This is a genomic window from Xylophilus sp. Leaf220 (assembly GCF_001421705.1).
Taxonomy (GTDB): Bacteria; Pseudomonadota; Gammaproteobacteria; order Burkholderiales; family Burkholderiaceae_C; genus Xylophilus.
Map to the genome: position 1 here is coordinate 99,950 of NZ_LMKO01000001.1, position 14,246 is coordinate 114,195.

The 14,246-nt window shown below is 69.7% G+C and carries 14 protein-coding genes, 1 tRNA gene and 1 other RNA gene; 4 read left to right on the forward strand and 12 right to left on the reverse strand.

The genetic code is table 11. The features are described 5' to 3' along the window. The first annotated feature begins 14 nt into the window (after positions 1-14). Both gloB and ASE76_RS00425 read left to right on the forward strand, forming a co-directional pair. Positions 15-797 (forward strand): hydroxyacylglutathione hydrolase, encoded by a 783-nt coding sequence (gloB, locus tag ASE76_RS00420; RefSeq protein ID WP_055833086.1) that lies wholly within the window; start codon positions 15-17, stop codon positions 795-797. Then, positions 794-2,410: a transglycosylase SLT domain-containing protein gene (locus ASE76_RS00425; RefSeq protein ID WP_055833089.1), complete on the forward strand. Its 1,617-nt coding sequence runs from the start codon at positions 794-796 to the stop codon at positions 2,408-2,410. Before gloB ends, ASE76_RS00425 begins: the two co-directional genes overlap by 4 nt. Before the next feature lie 78 nt (positions 2,411-2,488). Here ASE76_RS00425 and ASE76_RS19745 read toward each other — a convergent pair whose 3' ends face one another. The 7 genes from ASE76_RS19745 to dnaX all read right to left on the reverse strand — a co-directional run bounded on the left by ASE76_RS19745 (position 2,489) and on the right by dnaX (position 8,799). Further along, a complete protein-coding gene (locus ASE76_RS19745) occupies positions 2,489-2,629 on the reverse strand; it encodes a DUF3096 domain-containing protein (RefSeq protein WP_082447815.1) in 141 nt (46 codons plus the stop codon). A gap of 92 nt (positions 2,630-2,721) precedes the next feature. Then, entirely contained in the window at positions 2,722-3,777 is a 1,056-nt protein-coding gene (locus ASE76_RS00430; RefSeq protein WP_201781813.1) for an ABC transporter substrate-binding protein, read from the reverse strand. Positions 3,778-3,894: 117 nt separating this feature from the next. After that, on the reverse strand, positions 3,895-4,317 hold the full coding sequence (locus ASE76_RS00435; RefSeq protein ID WP_055833095.1) for an MAPEG family protein: 423 nt from the start codon (positions 4,315-4,317) through the stop codon (positions 3,895-3,897). 28 nt (positions 4,318-4,345) lie between these two features. Next, positions 4,346-4,939 carry a recombination mediator RecR gene (gene recR, locus ASE76_RS00440; protein ID WP_055833099.1) on the reverse strand — a complete coding sequence of 198 codons (594 nt, stop codon included), beginning with the start codon at positions 4,937-4,939 and terminating at the stop codon, positions 4,346-4,348. Positions 4,940-4,947: 8 nt separating this feature from the next. Next, complete coding sequence (locus ASE76_RS00445; protein WP_055833102.1) at positions 4,948-6,111, reverse strand: DUF1176 domain-containing protein; 1,164 nt, start codon at positions 6,109-6,111, stop codon at positions 4,948-4,950. A 43-nt stretch (positions 6,112-6,154) separates the two neighbouring features. Then, a complete protein-coding gene (locus tag ASE76_RS00450; protein WP_055833106.1) occupies positions 6,155-6,487 on the reverse strand; it encodes a YbaB/EbfC family nucleoid-associated protein in 333 nt (110 codons plus the stop codon). Positions 6,488-6,549: 62 nt separating this feature from the next. Next, positions 6,550-8,799, reverse strand: coding sequence for a DNA polymerase III subunit gamma/tau (gene dnaX, locus ASE76_RS00455; RefSeq protein ID WP_055833109.1), 2,250 nt, complete (start codon positions 8,797-8,799; stop codon positions 6,550-6,552). Positions 8,800-8,965: 166 nt separating this feature from the next. Between dnaX and ffs the strand changes: the two genes are divergently transcribed. Beyond that, positions 8,966-9,062: signal recognition particle sRNA small type (ffs, locus tag ASE76_RS19750), an RNA gene on the forward strand. Positions 9,063-9,198: 136 nt separating this feature from the next. Here ffs and ASE76_RS20310 read toward each other — a convergent pair. Beyond that, positions 9,199-9,360, reverse strand: a complete 162-nt coding sequence (locus tag ASE76_RS20310; RefSeq protein WP_156362471.1) for a hypothetical protein — start codon at positions 9,358-9,360, stop codon at positions 9,199-9,201. A gap of 304 nt (positions 9,361-9,664) precedes the next feature. Between ASE76_RS20310 and ASE76_RS00460 the strand changes: the two genes are divergently transcribed. Further along, on the forward strand, positions 9,665-10,522 hold the full coding sequence (locus ASE76_RS00460) for a DNA/RNA non-specific endonuclease (protein WP_082447817.1): 858 nt from the start codon (positions 9,665-9,667) through the stop codon (positions 10,520-10,522). A 140-nt stretch (positions 10,523-10,662) separates the two neighbouring features. Here ASE76_RS00460 and ASE76_RS00465 read toward each other — a convergent pair. From ASE76_RS00465 to ASE76_RS00480, 4 genes are all read right to left on the reverse strand, one after another. Next, positions 10,663-10,755, reverse strand: a tRNA-Ser gene (locus ASE76_RS00465). A 57-nt stretch (positions 10,756-10,812) separates the two neighbouring features. Further along, a complete protein-coding gene (locus ASE76_RS00470) occupies positions 10,813-12,081 on the reverse strand; it encodes an aspartate kinase (protein ID WP_055833114.1) in 1,269 nt (422 codons plus the stop codon). Positions 12,082-12,109: 28 nt separating this feature from the next. Continuing rightward, a complete protein-coding gene (tilS, locus tag ASE76_RS00475; protein ID WP_055833117.1) occupies positions 12,110-13,141 on the reverse strand; it encodes a tRNA lysidine(34) synthetase TilS in 1,032 nt (343 codons plus the stop codon). Between the two features lie 106 nt (positions 13,142-13,247). Next, positions 13,248-14,225: an acetyl-CoA carboxylase carboxyltransferase subunit alpha gene (locus ASE76_RS00480; protein WP_055833119.1), complete on the reverse strand. Its 978-nt coding sequence runs from the start codon at positions 14,223-14,225 to the stop codon at positions 13,248-13,250. Positions 14,226-14,246 lie beyond the last annotated feature (21 nt).

Genomic DNA, 14,246 nt, shown 5'->3' on the forward strand with positions numbered 1-14,246 from the left:
TAATTTCGTCGCTCATGACCTTGCAACCGCTGCCCGCCTTCACTGACAACTACATCTGGATGCTGCACGAAGGGCAGCGGGCCGTGGTGGTCGACCCGGGCGAGGCCCAGCCGGTGCTCGACGAGCTGCAGGCCCAGGGGCTGCAGCTCGAGACGATTCTAGTCACGCACCACCACCACGATCACACCGGCGGCGTCGACGCCCTGCGCGCGGCGACCGGCGCCCGGGTGATCGGCCCCGCGACCGAGGCGCACGCGGTGGTGCCCGATCCGGCCGACCGGCTCCGCCACGGCGACGTGGGCCGTGCGCTGGGTCTGGCGTTCCGCGTGATCGACGTGCCGGGCCACACCGCGGGGCACATCGCATTCTTCTGCAAAGACGTGGGCGGCACGCCCCTGCTCTTCAGCGGCGACACCCTCTTCTCCGGCGGCTGCGGCCGGATCTTCGAGGGCACGCCGGCGCAGATGCTGGCCTCGCTCGACGCACTGGCGGCCCTGCCCGACGAGACACGCGTATGCTGCGGCCACGAATACACGCTCTCCAACCTCGCGTTCGCGCAGGCGGTGGAGCCCGGCAACCAGGCGCTGGCGGCGTATGTCCACCACTGCAAGGGGCTGCGCGCCCAGGGCCTGCCCACCCTGCCCTCCACCCTCGGGCTGGAGCGCGAGGTGAATCCTTTCCTGCGGAGCCGAACGGCTCCGGTCGTGGCGGCCGTGCGCCGCCACGCGAACCCCCTGGCCGACGACGAAGTCGGCATCTTTGCCGCCCTGCGCCAATGGAAGAACGATTTCCGATGAAGATTCTCAACGCCTTCTGGCTGTCCCTGGCCGTCCTGCTCGCCGGCTGCGCCACGCCTCCGGGCTCCTCCACCGCACCGGGCACCGGCGCCACCGCCGGCAGCGCAGGCCCCCAGAAGCAATACCCCTCGATGATCCCCGGCGGCGCGCTCAAGCCGCTCGCCACCGGCGCGGCCGGCTCGCACGACGTGGCCTACACCTCGCCGCCGGCCGACCTCTGGGAGCGCATCCGCCGCGGCTTCGCGATGCCTGACCTCGACACCGACCTGGTGCGCGACCGCGAGCAGTGGTACGCCACCCGCCCCGACTACATCCAGCGCATGACCGAGCGCTCGAGCAAGTACCTGTTCCACATCGTCGACGAACTGGAGCGGCGCAACATGCCGACCGAACTGGCGCTGCTGCCGTATATCGAAAGCGCGTTCAACCCGCAGGCCGTCTCCAGCGCCAAGGCCGCGGGCATGTGGCAGTTCATGCCGGCCACCGGCGGCGACTACCAGCTGAAGCAGAACGCGTTCCGCGACGACCGGCGCGACGTGCTGGCCTCGACCCGCGCCGCGCTCGACTACCTCCAGCGCCTCTACAACATGTTCGGCGACTGGCAGTTGGCCCTGGCGGCCTACAACTGGGGCGAAGGCAGCGTCAGCCGCGCGATCGCGCGCAACCAGAAGCTCGGCCTGCCCACCGGCTACACCGACCTCAACATGCCCAACGAGACCCGCTACTACGTGCCGAAGCTGCAGGCGGTCAAGAACATCGTCGCCCGGCCGCAGGACTTCAACACCGAACTGCCGCTGATCGAGAACCACCCCTACTTCCAGTCGGTCACCATCACCCGCGACATCGACGTGGCCCTGGCCGCCAAACTGGCCGACGTACAGCTGCGGGACTTCAAGGAACTCAACCCGTCGATGCACCAGCCGGTGATCTTCGCGGCGGGCGTGCCGCAGATCCTGCTGCCCTGGGACAACGCGGCCATCTTCCGCCGCAACCTGGAGGCCTACACCGACGGCCAGTACGCCAGCTGGACCGCCTGGACCGCCCCGACCACGATGAGCGTGTCGGCCGCCGCCCTGCTGGTCGGCATGAGCGAGGTGGACCTGCGCCAGGTGAACAACATTCCGCCGCGCATGCTCATCAAGGCAGGCTCGGCGCTGGTGGTGCCCCGGTCGGCCAAGAACCTGGACGACGTCGACGCGCAGGTGGCCGACAACGGCCGCCTGGCGCTGTCGCCCGAGATCGTCACCCGCCGCACCCTGGTCAAGGCCGGCAGGCGCGACACCGTAGCGACCGTCGCCCGCCGCTACCGGGTGACCACCTCCGACGTCGCGACCTGGAACGACGTGCAGCCCAGCACCGTGCTGCGCACCGGGCAGCAGCTGGTGGTGTACCTGCCGGTGAACGTGCGGGCGCCGGTCACCGCGGCGGCAGCGGCCTCTGCCGCGCCGGCCCCGGCCGCGGTGCGCGGCAACGCCCGGCAGCCGGCGCGTGCGGCCGCGACCCGCACCACCGCGGCCCGCGCGAGCGCCCCGGCCGCCTCGGCGACCCGCAAGGTCGCGGCGCCGAAAGCAGCCGCACCCCGCGCGGCGGCAAAACCTTCTGCGAAGAAATAGGCGGCTGCCGCACGGCACCACCAAAAGCAAAGGGGCGCTGCTGCGCCCCTTTGCTTTTGGTGGACGACCTTCGAGCCGTCAGCGGGTGCCGACCAGCCCCAGGATGCCCATGATGATCAGGTACAGCGCCACGATGTAGTTCAACAGACGCGGCACAATGAGGATGAGGATGCCGGCGATCAGGGAGACGACCGGGCCGATGCTGAATCCGAAAACCATGCGATTCCTTTGCGGTGCGCAGCACCTGTCTTGATGCGCCCGACGATAAGCCGCCACCCGGCGCTGCCTGTAACAAGGGACAGCGGCCCGGGTCAGGCCTGGAACCGGTCCTTGGCCCGCTGGGCGAAATCGTTGGTGTAGAGCCGCGGCAGGTCGATACGGCCCAGCTGCACCGCGGGATCGAAGCCCGCCATCGCCCGCACGGCCGTCTCGGGACCGCCCTCGGGCACCAACCCGTCGGGCGAGTAGCCCTCCCGCATCTTGTGGAAGACGGTGAGGTACAGCGCCCGGTCGCCCAGCAGGTAGGGTTCGGGCACCGTCTTCACGATGTCGCCCGGCCCGGCGGTCTGCAGCCACTTGAGTGCGTGCACCATGCCGCTGGCCAGGGCCTGCGCGGTGGCGCTCCGCTTCTGCACGAAATCCTCCGGCGCATGCAGGCAACCGGCCGGCATCGGCCCGCCGAAGAGATCGAGCGTGCCCTTGAGCGTGCGGGTGTCGCACACCACGCGGATGTCGGCCTTCTGCTCCAGCGTGGTCGCCACCGGATCGGTGACGCTCACCGCGTCGATCTGGCCCGCCCGCAGCGCCGATGCCGCCGCCGACGGCGTGCCGAGCGCGACGAATTCCGCATCGCCGGGCTTCAGCCCCGCGCGGGCCAGCACCAGCGTGGCCATCATGTGGCTGGCCCCGCCGGGCGCCGGGATGCCGATCCGCCGGCCCTGCAGATCGCGCAGGCCGCGGTAGCCGGCCAGGGTGCGGGTCGATGCGCCCATCACGATCTGGGGCGCGCGGCCCTGCAGCACGATGCTGCGGAAGCTCTTGCCCTTGCTCTGCAGGCTGACGGTGTGCTCGAAGGCGCCCGAGCAGACGTCGGCGATGCCGCTCAGCACCGCCTGCAGCGCCTGCGAACCGGTCGCGAAATCGCGGATCTCCACCTCCAGCCCCTCGGCGCGGAAGAACCCCATCTGCTCGGCGATGGTGAGCGGCAGGTAGGCGAAGCGTGCCTTGCCGCCCACCGCGATCGTCACCTTCTCCCGCTCGCGGCGCGACTGCGCCCGCAGGGCCGGCACGCAGGCGCCCGCCGCCGCCAGCGCGGCGGCCACACCGAAGCCGCGACGCGAGAGCGGGAACGCGGGGCTGGGTCTCACGGGAATCCTTGCCTGGGTGGATGACGACAGGGCCAGCTTAGCGGCCCGCCTGCACGGCTCCCATCGGGAACATCCCCGTGCGGGTAAATCCCGGGCCGGCGTACACCCGGCGGGGCCTCATCGGTAGCCGACGAACAGGATGGCCACGTTCAGCGCGAAGCCGAGCGAGTAGGCCGCGCTGCGCGTGGCCGCGCCACCGGCCATGTAGATCGCGCTGTAGGCCACCCGCACCAGCACCCAGCCGACCGCCAGCAGGTCGAGCCGGCCCTGCGGCGCAGCCAGCTGGTGGGCGACGACCACCGCGCCGATGAAGAAGGGCAGGCTCTCGAAGCCATTCTGCTGGGCCGCCATCGCACGCGCGCGCCAGCCGCGCACCCCTTCGGCCCACGTCCTGGGCGCGCGGTTGTCGTAGCCCTGCGCACCGGCCTTGGCGACGACGGCGCACAGGATCGGCAGCAGCGCCGCGGCCAGCACGCACCAGTAGGCGATCGTGAAATGCAGCGCGCCCGCCGGGGCCGCGACGGATGAAATGCCGTTCATGCAAAGTATCTCCGTCGCACGGAGCGCCTCAGCGGCGGTCCGCCAGGGCGTGGGCGATCGTGCCCAGGTCGACGTACTCCAGCTCGCTGCCCACCGGCACGCCGCGCGAGAGCCGGGTGACCCGCAGGCCGCGCGCCTTCAGGCCTTCCGAGATCGCATGCGCCGTCGCCTCGCCCTCGGCGGTGAAGTTGGTCGCGAGGATCGTCTCCTGCACCGTGCCGTCGGTCGCGCGCTCGAACAGCTTGTGCAGGCCGATCTCGTGGGGGCCGATGCCGTCGAGCGGCGACAGCTTGCCCATCAGCACGAAGTACAGGCCCTTGAAGGCGCCGGTGCGCTCCATCGCCGACTGGTCGGCCGGCGTTTCGACCACGCACAGCTTGGTCGCATCGCGCGACGGGTCGCTGCACACCTCGCAGATGTCGGATTCGGTGAAGGTGTGGCACAGCAGGCAGTGGCGCACCTGGCCGGCCGCGTCGTGCAACGCCCGCGACAGCATCTCGGCACCGGGCCGGTCGTGCTGCAGCAGGTGGAAGGCCATGCGCTGGGCGGTCTTGGCCCCCACGCCGGGCAAACGGCGCAGCGCCTGGACGAGCGCATCGAGCGAGCTGGTAGGAGCGGCCATCGTGGAAGTTATTGCGCCGGCGCCGGGGCAGCCGCGGCGGTGGCAGGCACGGAACGCGTGCGGTAGAGCGCCGGCCAGTCGCCCGGCGAGCCGGCGCAACGGCGCTGCTCGTCGCGCGATGCCGGCTGGAAAGCGGTGCCGTCGAACACCCACGACCGGGCGATGCCGCAGTCGCCGATGCCCCGGCCCTTCGCGAAGGACGACAGGGTGGCGGTGGCCGGGTCGTAGAACGCCTCGGTCGCCACGCTCGGGTCGTCGTTCTTGCCGGCCGGCAGGCCGCCCGGCACCTCGGGCAGCGCCACCGGCCGCGCCTGCTGCGGGGCCGACCGGGGCACCCGCAGCACCAGCGCGGCGCTCTGGTAGGCGCCCGACCAGCACTGCAGCAGCACCAGGGCGTCGGCGCCGGTCAACGGCATCGCGTCGTCGGATGCGGCCGCGTCGGCGGCGCCGCGCGGCGCATCGCACTTGCGCGCGACCAGTGCGGCGTTGCGGGTGCGGACCGCTGCCGCGAACGCCTGCGCATCGGCCAGCGGCGGCGGCGCGGCGGCGGCCTGCACCACCGGCAGCGCCGGCGCGGCCGGCACCTGCGCGGCGGGCCCGGTGCCCGGCTGGTGCAGCGCGGTGGCGGTCCCGACCCGGCCCTGCACGTCGTCAATGAAAAGCAGCGCGGCCGCCAGGCCGTCGAGCGACAGCTGCAGCGGTCCGTCGGGCTGCTGCACCGCCATCTGCCGCGCCTGGTCCAGGCGGCGGGCCAGCTTCAGCGCAGGCTCGCCCTGCAGACGGTAGCTGCCTTCGCCGTCGGTGGTCCAGGCGCTGCCGGCCGCGGCCGGCCGGTCGGCGCCGGCGAGCGCCGTGCCGTCGAGCCGCAGGGCGTCCGACGTCAGCGGCTTCTCGCCGGCCAGGTCGAGGTCCACCGCGCCCGCGGGGCCGGCCTCGCGCGCGACCGAAAGCCGCATCGGCAGCGTGTCGCCGGCGGCGGGCGCCAGGCGCGCCTCGCAGCGGCGCACGTTGTCGCAGGCGACGATCCAGTCCTTGAATTCGCGGTAGGCCGGCACCGCCGGTGCCGCGGCCTGGGCCGCGAAGACCGACAAGGCGCCGAGGCCCGCGACCAGCACGGCACCCGTGCGCCGCGGCGCCCGCGCCGCACCGGAGAAAGCGAGGCTCCCCTGCATGCGACGACGAGGCCGGCGGCCGGACACGGGCGTCATCGCGGGATCAGAACGGAAACTTCATGCCGCCGGGCAGGCCCGGCATGCCGGCGCTGATCTTGCCCATCTTTTCCTGGCTGGTGTCCTCGGCCTTGCGCACCGCGGCATTGAAGGCGGCGGCGACCAGGTCTTCGAGCATGTCCTTGTCCTCGGCCAGCAGGCTCGGGTCGATGGTGATGCGCTTGACGTCGTGCTTGCAGGTCATCAGCACCTTCACCAGGCCGGCGCCGGATTCGCCTTCCACCTCGATGGTCGCCAGTTCGTCCTGGGCCTTCTTGAGGTTGTCCTGCATGTTTTGCGCCTGCTTCATGAGGCCGGCGAGTTGTCCTTTGTTGAACATGGAATTCCTTCGGGTTGTCCGGGATGGGATGGGAGGGGTGGGATGGGAAAAGGCTGCGCGCCTCAGGCGGCCCGGGGCGGCAGCGGCTTGATGCTGCCGGGCACGATTTTCGCGCCAAAGTCGCGCACCATCTGCTGCACGAAGGGATCGTTCTGCACGATCTCCTCGGCACGGTGCTGGCGCGCGGCGGCGGCGGCGGCATTGCGGCGTGCGGGGCTGTCGACGACCACGCCGATCTCGACGGCCAGCGTCTCGGCATGGCCCGCCGTGGCCAGAGCGGTGCGCAGGCGCTCGCGGCTGGTCGGCTGGTTGAGCGATTCGCGCTCGACCCGCAGGATCCAATGGCTGCCGTCGCGCGACACCAGCTGCGACTGCAGCGCCAGTTCCCGCACCAGCGCCGAGATCGCCTCGGCCGCGATCAGCTGGCCGACGGTGGCGTGCCAGGCATCGCCCTCGTCCGTGCGGGTGAAGGTGGCGGCCGGCGGCCGGGGGCCGTTGCCGGCGGCATCGGGACGCGGCTGGGACCGCAGGCCCGGCTCGGGCTGCTGCCGCACCGGAATAGCTATTATATTGGTAGCATCAGGTCGGCCATGGACGCCGGCCACAGGCCTTTTTTCTTCGAAAGAAGCCGATGGCGGACGCTCGTGCACCGGCAAGGCCAGGCCGGCTCGTCCGCCCTGCGAGGCGACCGGCTCAGGAGTGGAGCCGACCGGCGCCGCACCGCTCTCGCGACCGGCAGGGGCGGCCGACTCTGCGGCGATCGAGTCCAGCCACTCGGCATCGCCGCCGTCGTCCATGCCGGGCGGGGCCGTGTCGGCTTCTGCGTCGCCGGCGTTGTCCGCTTCTTCCGCGTACGGGGCGGGTGCGCCGTCTTCGAACTGCGCAACAGGTCGGCCAGGCGAGTCCGAGGCGGCAGGAGCATGCACAGCTGAGGGCTGCTGCGGTTGCGGTTGCGGTTGCGGTTGCGGTTGTGGTTGCGGATCGTGCTGCGGCGGCGGTGCAGGTATGGCCGGACCCTGCCGAGGGACGGGCGGCCGCGCAGGCGCCGCCTCGGATACGGCGGGCGATGGCGCGGACGGCGCTTTCGCTACCGCTGCGGCCGGCGGTCGGGGGTCCGAAACGACCAGCGTCGGACCCGACGCTGCAGCGTCTGCCGTCGCGGCCTGCGCCGCGTCAGCCGGCTTCAGTGTTTTTTTTTGAGACGATCCAGGCTTGAACGCCAGCAGGCGCAGCAGCACCATCGTGAGCGCGGCGTATTCGTCGGGCGCCAGGCCCAGTTCGGCGCGGCCGTGCAGGCACAAGCTGTAGAGCAGCTGGGTCTCGTCGGCAGGCATCTCGCCCGCCAGCCGCGCGATCTCGACCGCCTCGCCGTCGGCCGCGTCCACTGCCGCGGCCATCTGCGGCACGGCCTGCATCACGGCCATGCGCTGCAGCACCGCGGTCATCTCTTCCAGCGTGGAGCCGGCGGAAAACCCGTTGACCCGCAACACGTCGGCCGTCTCGACCACCGTCTTGCCGTCGCCGCCGGCGAGTGCGCCGATCAGACGGAACACGTGCGAACGGTCGACGCTGCCGAGCATCCGGCGCACCGTGTCTTCCTCGAGCGCGCCGTTGCCAAAGGCGATCGCCTGGTCGGTGAGCGAGAGCGCATCGCGCATCGATCCGCGGGCGGCACGGGAGATCAGCTTCAAGGACGGCGCGTCGGCCGCGACGGCTTCGGTCTGCAGCACCTGGGCCAGGTGCTCCTCGACCGTCTCGGGCGCCATCGGCCGCAGGTTGAACTGCAGGCATCGCGACAGCACCGTGACCGGCACCTTCTGCGGGTCGGTCGTCGCCAGGACGAACTTGAGGTATTCGGGCGGCTCCTCCAGCGTCTTCAGCATCGCGTTGAAGGCGGTGTTGGTGAGCATGTGCACTTCGTCGATCATGAAGACCTTGAAGCGCCCGACCACCGGCTTGTAGACCGCCTGCTCCAGCAGCGACTGGACTTCGTCCACGCCCCGGTTGGAGGCGGCGTCGAGCTCGGTGTAGTCGACGAAGCGGCCGGCATCGATATCGGTGCAGGCCTGGCACACGCCGCAGGGCGCCGAGGTGATGCCGCCCTGCCCGTCCGGCCCCACGCAGTTGAGCGACTTGGCCAGGATGCGAGAGACGGTGGTCTTGCCCACGCCGCGGGTGCCGGTGAAGAGGTAGGCATGGTGCAGACGCTGGGTCTGCAATGCGTTCGACAGCGCCTGCACCACATGCTCCTGGCCGACCATTTCGGAGAAGTTCCGGGGGCGGTATTTGCGGGCGAGCACGAGGTAGGACATCACCCGGATTCTACGGGGCCGGGCATGCACGGGCTGCCGTCCCGGATCGTCACGCAGCCGCACCCCGGTGTTCGGCCGCGCGGGGTGCGGGGCATTTCCGCAACCGCGTAGGGATGTCGTTCGCCGCTGCCGAAACAGGGCCCGGTCGCACGATACAATGGCGGCTGACGGGCCTCCCCGCATAGGGAAGCGGCCAACCGGGTCAGGTGGGGAACCAAGCAGCCCTAACTGTGGATCTAGTGCCGGGGGTAAGGCTCGTCAACCCTCATTTTCGTTGCAGCCCGCCGTGCTTTCTATAGCACTTTTTTCTACAGGCTGCAATCGCCTCCCCTGTCTCTGCTTTCTGTTGTACAGGCCGGTCATCGCGACATCTTCGTGCGCGCGCTCCTGCAGTTCGGCTTACCAAACCATCTGCAGAGACTGCATGACCACGCGTACCAGCGAGGGGCGGCGCATCGACTGGTCCAGCAAGTTCGTCGCCCCTGCAGCGACGGCCGGCAAGACGCATACGGCGGTCGCGATGAAGGGAGTGTTGACGAATTGCTGGGCTACGGCTTTCATGGGACCTATGGTCGCCACCAATCCGTTTGCGGCACTGCAGCAGAGGCGCCGACGCAGCGAAGGATTTACCAGGGTGCATCGGGTCGGCCGGAGCCTACGGCAGCGTCGGCCCATCCGGTAGGGATGTAGGACGCCGGGCGGTGCCAAGCACTGGGAGGAACAAATGGCGCAAGGCGCCCTGCGACGCCGAATCCACTCGGATGACCCACCGATCGCGCGCTTGTGAGGGCGAAATTAGCTACCGGATACAAACGGTGATAGTTTCGTTCCGGATAAATAAAGGGCCCTGAAGCTATGCTCCCGGATGCCCCAAAAACGCAAATCCATCCGGCGCAAAAAAGCCGCCACGGGCTCCTCCTCACGCACGCTCAAATCCGGCATCCACGCCTTCGTGCTCTCCTTTTCGATCGGCCTCGCGGCGATCGGCTGCAGCGTTTCCCCGTCGGTGCCCGATACGGTCGCGGCAGGTCCATCGAGCCCGCCGGCGCAGGCCGCTGCAGGCCCAGGCTTCGCCGCTTGCCCCCAGCATTTCCCCGCCGCACCGCCGCCGGTGGCGGCGCCGGGGCTGCAGCGCGAGCTGTGCTTCGATGCGTTCGCCGTCCTGTACTCGGGACAGAGCAAGACGCCGATCTACGCCGTCGAGCGCCTGACCCGGTCCCGCCTAGAGTCCGCCCAGGGGATCAAGCGCAGCGACCGGTTCTATCCCGAAGCACGGCTGCCCGCCGCCTACCGTGCCCAGTTGGCCGACTACGCCGGCTCGGGCTACGACCGCGGCCACATGGCCCCCGCCGGCGACATGCCGACGGCGGAAGCGAAGGCGCAGAGCTTCAGTCTGGCCAACATGGTGCCCCAGGCGCCCGCCCTGAACCAGAAAGCCTGGAACCAGATCGAGCAGGCCACCCGCAAATACGCGGCGCGGGCGCCCGGCGACGTGTACGTGTTCACCGGCCCGAGCTACGGCGCAGGACCGGCGACGCTGGGAGCCAACAAGGTGTGGATCCCGGCCGCCACCTGGAAACTGGTGCATGTGCCGGCGGAAGGCCGGTCGTGGGCCTACTGGATGACCAACGACGCCGGGCCGCACACCCTGAAGCCGATCGACTACGCACAGTTCGTGAAACGGGGCGGGCCGGCCCTGCTGTCGGCAGAACTGGCGCACTAGCCCTGCGGTGCATGGCTACGACAACCGAGATGGACGAGTTGGATGCGGTGGGGTGAGGCTCCCTCGGGAGAGGCGAAACCGGGACATCGGAAAAGCACCCCCCAGAAACCAAAAAAGCCCTTGAATTTCAAGAGCTTGTCTGGCGGAAACGGAGGGATTCGAACCCTCGATGAGGCTCTACACCCCATACTCCCTTAGCAGGGGAGCACCTTCGGCCACTCGGTCACGTTTCCTAGAAGCCCCTGATTATGCCTGATGCCGGCGGCGATTTCGCCGCGCGGCGGGATTTTTCAGGCCTTGGGCTGGTCGAGGTCGAAGGCACGGTGCAGCGCGCGGACGGCCAGCTCCATGTACTTCTCGTCGATCACCACCGACGTCTTGATCTCCGAGGTCGAGATCATCTGGATGTTGATGCCCTCTTCGCTCAGCACCCGGAACATCTTGCTGGCGACACCCACATGGCTGCGCATGCCGATGCCGACGATGCTGACCTTGCAGATCTTGGCGTCCGACTCGATGCGGTCGGCACCCAGCGACGGCAGCACCTTGGTCTGCAGCATCTCGACGGTGCGCGGCAGGTCGTTGCGGTGCACGGTGAAGCTGAAGTCGGTCTTGCCGTCCTTCGAGAGGTTCTGGATGATCACGTCGACTTCGACGTTGGCATCGGCCACCGCGCCCAGGATCTGGTAGGCGATGCCGGGCTTGTCGGGCACGCCCAGGACCGAGATCTTGGCCTCGTCGCGGTTGAAGGCAATGCCGGATACGACGGCTTGTTCCATTTGTTCGTCTTCCTCGAAAGTGATCAGGGTGCCGGACACGGCCTCTTCGGCGATGTCGATGTCCCACGGGGTGAAGCTGCTCAGCACCCGCAGCGGGACCTTGTACTTGCCCGCGAATTCGACCGAGCGGATCTGCAGCACCTTGGAGCCGAGGGACGCCATCTCCAGCATCTCCTCGAAGCTGACCGTCTGCAGTCGCCGCGCCTCGGGCACGACCCGCGGATCGGTGGTGTAGACGCCGTCGACGTCGGTGTAGATCAGGCACTCGGCGGCCTTCATCGCGGCGGCCACGGCCACGGCCGAAGTGTCGCTGCCGCCGCGGCCCAGCGTGGTGATGTGGCCCAGGTCGTCGATGCCCTGGAAGCCGGTGACGATCACCACCTTGCCGGCGTTCAGGTCGCCGCGCACCCGCACGTCGTCGATCGACTCGATCCGGGCCTTGGTGTAGGAACTGTCGGTGCGGATCGGCACCTGCCAGCCGGCGTAGCTGACCGACTCCATGCCCTCGGCCTGCAACGCGATCGCCAGCAGCGCGGACGAGGCCTGCTCGCCGGTGGAGGCCAGCATGTCCAGCTCGCGGCCGTAGGCATCGCCCGGGCGGGTGGGCGCCAGCTCCTTGGCCAGGCCCAGCAGGCGGTTGGTCTCGCCGCTCATGGCGCTGGGCACGACCACCATCTGGTGGCCGGCGCGCGCCCATTTGGCGACGCGTTTGGCGACGTTGCGGATGCGCTCGGTGGAGCCCATCGACGTGCCGCCGTACTTGTGAACGATCAGTGCCATGGAATGAATGCGAATGACGGAAAGCGGCTCACGGCGCTGGGGGCGGGAGGTTTTGGAGCGCCGCGGTGTTCCGTGCTGCGTGAGAGTCCAAAACCGCGGGATTGTACCAACCGAGCATTGGGCCCTCCCGGCGCACGAAGCCCTCCCCCACCTTCAGGTGCAGGCGGTGGCCGCGGGTGGTGCAGGCCACCAGCTGGCGTTGCAGCTCGGCCAGCTGGGCGGCGCTCGGGACGGCACCGTGCGCGGTGCGCAGCCAGTGGCGCAGCACCAAAGCGCGCCGGCCAGCCGTCAGGCCCTGCAGCAGCGCGATCGCCGGCGGATCGCCGACGGCCGCCAGGTCGGCCGCCGCCACCTCGGCCAGCACCGACTGCGCCTCGGCCGCATGGGCCGCGCTCCGGGCGAACGTATCGCGGAACTGCGGAAAGGCGGCGTCGAGCGCCGGCAGCAGCCGGGCACGGATGCGGTTGCGGGTGAAGTGCTCGTCGGCATTGGTCGGGTCTTCCACCCAGGCGAGCCCGCGGGCCGCGGCCCAGGCGCGCACCGCGGCGCCGGGCACGGCCAGCAGGGGCCGGTGGTAGTCGGTGCCGTCACGCCGCCAATGCTGCGGCATGCAGGCCAAGCCCGGCAGCCCGGCACCGCGGGAGAGGGCCAGCAGCAGTGTCTCGGCCTGGTCGTCGGCGTGCTGGGCGATTGCTATGCTTTTGATAGCTGATGGCCAGCCATCCGCGTCGGCTTCGAGCCTGAAAGCCTCGTAACGGGCCTTGCGGGCCGCGTTCTCGGGGCTCTCGCCCGCCGCGGCCTGCGCGTCGACCCGGCGGACCGACAGCGGCACGCCCAGCTGGGTGCAGGTGCTGCGGCACCGTGCCTCGAAGCCGTCCGCCGCCGACTGCAGGCCGTGGTGCACGTGCAGCGCACGCACCTCACCCGGCCAGCGGTCTGCGCAGGCCGCCAGCAAGGCGGTGGAATCGGCCCCGCCACTGAACGCCACCAGCAGCGGCAGCGCCGGGCGAAACCGCTGCATCGCGGCGTCGAAGGCGGCATGGGCGGCGGCTGTGGGCATGGGGATGCGGTCCGGAAAAAAGCACACCCGCGGGCCGGTGCGGCGCGCGGGTGCGGAGGGCTGCGAAAAAGGGTATCGGCCAGCGCGCAGCGCCTGCCGGCAGCCCTTACTTGCTCTCGGCCTTCACGTCGTTGTAGCGGCCGTAGCTCTGCAGGCGTTCGTAGCGGCGGTCGAGCAGTTCCGAGGTCTTCAGGTCGTGCACCTGCCGGAAGGCGTCGTTGAGGGCACGCTTCAGGAAGGCGGCCATCTGCTTCGGATCGCGGTGCGCGCCGCCCACCGGCTCGTTGACGATCTTGTCGATCAGGCCCAGCGCCTTCAGGCGATGGGCGGTGATGCCCAGCGCGTCGGCGGCTTCCTGGGCCTTGTCGCTGGTCTTCCAGAGGATGGAGGCACAGCCCTCGGGGCTGATGACCGAGTAGACGGAGTACTGCAGCATCAGCACCTGATCGCCCACCGAGATCGCCAGCGCGCCGCCCGAGCCGCCCTCGCCGATGATGGTGGCGATGATCGGCACCTCCAGCTGGGCCATCTCGAAGATGTTGCGGCCGATCGCTTCGGACTGGCCGCGCTCCTCGGCGTCGATGCCCGGGTAGGCGCCCGGCGTGTCGACGAAGGTGAAGACCGGCAGCTTGAACTTCTCGGCCGTCTTCATCAGGCGCAGCGCCTTGCGGTAGCCCTCGGGCTTGCTCATGCCGAAGTTGCGCAGGCCGCGCTCCTTGGTGTCGCGGCCCTTCTGGTGGCCCAGCACCATGCAGGCGTGGCCGTTGAAGCGGGCCAGGCCGCCGACGATGGAGAGATCGTCCGAGAAATGGCGGTCGCCGTGCAGCTCGATGAAATCGGTGAACACCTCGCGCACATAGTCGAGGGTGTAGGGACGCTCGGCATGGCGGGCGATCTTGGTGATCTGCCAGGGCGAGAGGTCGCTGTAGATGTCCTTGGTGAGCTGCAGGCTCTTCTTGCCGAGCTGGTCGATCTCTTCGGAGATATCGACGGCGGATTCGGTCTGCACGTAGCGCAGCTCTTCGATCTTGCTTTCGAGCTCCGCAATCGGCTGCTCGAAATCGAGGAAAGTTTTCTTGGCCAAGGCCTTGCTCCTAATGGGGGC

What these genes read in the sequence shown, in the direction of transcription:
- gloB (WP_055833086.1), top strand. Translation starts at nt 15, where the DNA reads ATGACCTTGCAACCGCTGCCCGCCTTCACTGACAACTACATCTGGATG.
- ASE76_RS00425 (WP_055833089.1), top strand. Translation starts at nt 794, where the DNA reads ATGAAGATTCTCAACGCCTTCTGGCTGTCCCTGGCCGTCCTGCTCGCC.
- ASE76_RS19745 (WP_082447815.1), bottom strand. Translation starts at nt 2,629, where the DNA reads ATGGTTTTCGGATTCAGCATCGGCCCGGTCGTCTCCCTGATCGCCGGC.
- ASE76_RS00435 (WP_055833095.1), bottom strand. Translation starts at nt 4,317, where the DNA reads ATGAACGGCATTTCATCCGTCGCGGCCCCGGCGGGCGCGCTGCATTTC.
- recR (WP_055833099.1), bottom strand. Translation starts at nt 4,939, where the DNA reads ATGGCCGCTCCTACCAGCTCGCTCGATGCGCTCGTCCAGGCGCTGCGC.
- ASE76_RS00445 (WP_055833102.1), bottom strand. Translation starts at nt 6,111, where the DNA reads ATGCAGGGGAGCCTCGCTTTCTCCGGTGCGGCGCGGGCGCCGCGGCGC.
- ASE76_RS00450 (WP_055833106.1), bottom strand. Translation starts at nt 6,487, where the DNA reads ATGTTCAACAAAGGACAACTCGCCGGCCTCATGAAGCAGGCGCAAAAC.
- dnaX (WP_055833109.1), bottom strand. Translation starts at nt 8,799, where the DNA reads ATGTCCTACCTCGTGCTCGCCCGCAAATACCGCCCCCGGAACTTCTCC.
- ASE76_RS20310 (WP_156362471.1), bottom strand. Translation starts at nt 9,360, where the DNA reads ATGAAAGCCGTAGCCCAGCAATTCGTCAACACTCCCTTCATCGCGACC.
- ASE76_RS00460 (WP_082447817.1), top strand. Translation starts at nt 9,665, where the DNA reads ATGCCCCAAAAACGCAAATCCATCCGGCGCAAAAAAGCCGCCACGGGC.
- ASE76_RS00470 (WP_055833114.1), bottom strand. Translation starts at nt 12,081, where the DNA reads ATGGCACTGATCGTTCACAAGTACGGCGGCACGTCGATGGGCTCCACC.
- tilS (WP_055833117.1), bottom strand. Translation starts at nt 13,141, where the DNA reads ATGCCCACAGCCGCCGCCCATGCCGCCTTCGACGCCGCGATGCAGCGG.